We start from the raw sequence: 3,132 nt of genomic DNA, 5'->3' as shown, positions 1-3,132 counted from the left end.
GATACTCACTCTTTTATTTACTCTTTCTTTTGTTTGAAGTTTATAACTTTCACTCCACTTGGATTAATGTTATAAGTAATTGTTACAACATGATTTGGTGGGTTATGGGCGTTTGTATAAGTTCGATACTTTGCAACGACAATGAAGTTAAAAGTGTATTTTGGGGATCGGTCAATTTTTATAACCTTCGCATCAGTTAAACTATACTGATGCGAAGGTCCAAGTTTGCTTTGAATCGTTCGACTTGCATACGGAGCCAATAAAGTGTTATAGGAATCATAAAAATCTTTATCAGATATGTTAGCTGCGTTTCCTTCTTTCGGAGATGCAAATATGACCATTATTAAAATCCCGTAAATTATTAGGGATAGTTTACTCTTTAGCATGAGATTCACTCCAGGCTTATTAGATGATAAACTTTAGGATGCTCTAAAAAATAATGACTATTCTCTTTATGTTATTCTTAGCTTATTAAGCATCAAATAAATCAGAGCTTTTACTTGCGAGTCAATATTTTTAATAACATTTATGCTAGCTCGAATGACTGGAACTGATTTTTAAATATATTTCAAACAAATTGAAAAAAATACCACCCTAACGATCTAAAGATGCTGGCTTTTACTGAGTATATAGAATTTAAACATAGTAGAAAGTGAGAGAATAACTTATGACAACTCATATTGTACAATCAACCGACTATAATCAAGCATCTGATGCATTACGACGCGAAATTGCTGTAATGCTACAGCGGGTTTGGCCAGATTCCGATTCCCTGCCTGAGGGGAAAATTCCTGAAACACATCTTAAAGAATTTAATGTACACTCATTTTATTCCTATATAGACGAAAAGCTAGTCAGCTATGCAGGTGTAGTACGCAAAACTATCCATCATAAGGGACAACCATTTAATATAGCCGGACTGAGTTGTGTAGCGATTGATCCAGATTATCATGGTCAAGGTTTAGGTTTACATACAGTTACTGCCGCTACCGCATGGATTGAAAAACAAAGCGATATAGATTTCGGTATATTTACATGTAAACCGCCTTTAGCTCCCTTTTATAATCGTGCTGGCTCTTGGCCTGTTATACCGGATGTAGTACTTATTGGTAGAGAAGATGAAAATGCTTTATCTAGTGCATCCTTAGAAGTTGCTGTTTTAATGCGTTTGTTTTCCAAAAAAGCGAACTCCCATAAATCAATATTGCGCCATACCACTATTAATCTTGATTTTCCAGTAGGCCAGTTTCTATAATACAGATAAACAAAAGCCAATTTCCATACGATTAGGACATTGGCTTTTTCTTTTTTATTTTGCTTCGCATATGCAATTCACATTAGCGGTTCTTTCCATACAGAACCGCTAATGCGGGATAAAAAAAGTTTCTCCCTAAGAGCGTTAAAACACGTACTCTTTAGGATAACCTCTAATAATTTATAAACTAAGAAAACATATTACTGAAACCCTGTTTTAATCCATTTTATTTTCAGCTGATATTTTAAAATACTTTGCAGATAATTTATAGGAACGATTCTCATAATAATAATCTCCTAATTTATAAGCTAATTCAGTAACCAAGCTATATTGCTGTTTTTCTATCCCCATCTCAATTGCTGTTTTCATATTCTTCTCATATCCATTATAATCTGCCCATATTTTAGATTTTTCCGCTTTAAATCCATATAGTTGAACATGGGCATACGGTACATCACAAATCGATAAAATTTCAAATGCCTCATCTATAAGTTTAGTTACTGTTTGCCAATCTTTTAATTCTATATAAATTTCTATTAAATTCCGAATTGTATATACCTTACCTTCTTTGTTTGGTAAATACTCACAAAGAATCAAGTTTTCCTCGTAACACTTTATTGCATTTTTATAATCTTTTAATGCTTGATAAATTTTCCCATAATTATATTTCAAAAAACATAAATTTAATGGCTCATTTTCCACCTTTGATTCATTTTCTACTTGTTTTAAAGTTTCATATGCTTGTTCATACTGTTTATCTTTGTTATATTGCATCGCAAGAAGTATTAGCGCATAAATTTTATATTGTTCTATATTAAACTTTTTATACAATTTATATGCTTTTTTTGCATATATGCGACTAATACTTTGATCTTTATTAAGATTCTGACTTACTATACTTAGATTGTAATACGTATCTGCGTGCAACTCTGTCTCTCCTAGTTCCAGCATATTTTCTATCTTTTTGTAAACTTCATATGCTGTAAAATATTCACCTTTATTAGAAAAATAAAGACCTCGAGCTCTTAAGTAATAAATATAATCCTCAGTATCTTGCATTTCCACCTGACTTGGTATCATTTGCGAAGCTTGATCTACAAGCGACTTCACATATAACAAGTTTTTTTGTCGGGCATGATAGTATATAAGTACACCATATACCTTTAATAATAAAGGGATTGAATCCACTTCACGAACATATAATTCTAATGAGGATACTTCAGCTTCAGTTATACTTTTATCTTTTTTATATTTATTACATATTTCAAGAATAGTAAGCTTTATCTCCTCGTGATTACCTTCTATGAGATAATCGCCATCAACATCCAGCTTCTTAGAAACTTTCTTTAAAAAAGAAGATGATGGTTTTATTTTCCCACTCTCAATTCTACTTAAATAGGTTACTGAGCATATTTCTGATACGAGCTCCCCCTGTGTTAATCCTTTATGCATACGAACTTGCCGAATACGTTCCCCAATTTCCATCTCTCTACTCTCCCTATTTAACCATTTCATGCTTTTTACTAATTAAGTCATTATGTATTTCTTAATCTTTCATACTATATAAAATGGGCATTCTCACATATGTAAAAAAATGTATCGATTATTTAAATTGTACATTCATACTTTGATTATTTCTATACTTCTTGTTAAATTAAATGGTAAAAAATCGGTTTTTCCGGCTATTTTTTTCATACAATTTTACTACTTGTTATTAACAAAGACAGCGCCATATACTTGAATTACGATAAACTTAATAAAAAGGATTTAACTAAATGTAAACTATCATTCTTAATTTAGATAGCATGTTTGCTTAAGCTTGCCTAGTACATAGAAGGCACCGATTGTAAACCAAAAATAAATTAAATGAACTTAAT

Annotated in this window: 3 protein-coding genes; 1 reads left to right on the top strand and 2 read right to left on the bottom strand. The window is 31.4% G+C overall.

Going from position 1 to position 3,132, the window contains the following annotated elements; genetic code table 11:
• Positions 1-17: 17 nt before the first annotated feature.
• Positions 18-386 carry a DUF3888 domain-containing protein gene (locus tag V7038_RS22290; RefSeq protein WP_002110384.1) on the bottom strand — a complete coding sequence of 123 codons (369 nt, stop codon included), beginning with the start codon at positions 384-386 and terminating at the stop codon, positions 18-20.
• Positions 387-667: 281 nt separating this feature from the next.
• Between V7038_RS22290 and V7038_RS22285 the strand changes: the two genes are divergently transcribed.
• The gene (locus V7038_RS22285) at positions 668-1,255 is read left to right on the top strand and encodes a GNAT family N-acetyltransferase (RefSeq protein WP_335695646.1); all 588 of its coding nucleotides are present in this window, start codon (positions 668-670) and stop codon (positions 1,253-1,255) included.
• 216 nt (positions 1,256-1,471) lie between these two features.
• On the opposite strand, the gene V7038_RS22280 is transcribed toward V7038_RS22285, so the two are convergent.
• Complete coding sequence (locus tag V7038_RS22280) at positions 1,472-2,740, bottom strand: helix-turn-helix domain-containing protein (RefSeq protein WP_335695645.1); 1,269 nt, start codon at positions 2,738-2,740, stop codon at positions 1,472-1,474.
• Positions 2,741-3,132 lie beyond the last annotated feature (392 nt).

The sequence above is a fragment of the Bacillus sp. JJ783 genome, assembly GCF_036963225.1.
GTDB lineage: Bacteria > Bacillota > Bacilli > Bacillales > Bacillaceae_G > Bacillus_A > Bacillus_A cereus_U.
This window is presented reverse-complemented; position numbering and strand designations above follow the sequence as displayed.

Coding starts and splice junctions, on each gene's coding strand:
- V7038_RS22290 (WP_002110384.1), bottom strand. CDS start 386: ATGCTAAAGAGTAAACTATCCCTAATAATTTACGGGATTTTAATAATG.
- V7038_RS22285 (WP_335695646.1), top strand. CDS start 668: ATGACAACTCATATTGTACAATCAACCGACTATAATCAAGCATCTGAT.
- V7038_RS22280 (WP_335695645.1), bottom strand. CDS start 2,740: ATGGAAATTGGGGAACGTATTCGGCAAGTTCGTATGCATAAAGGATTA.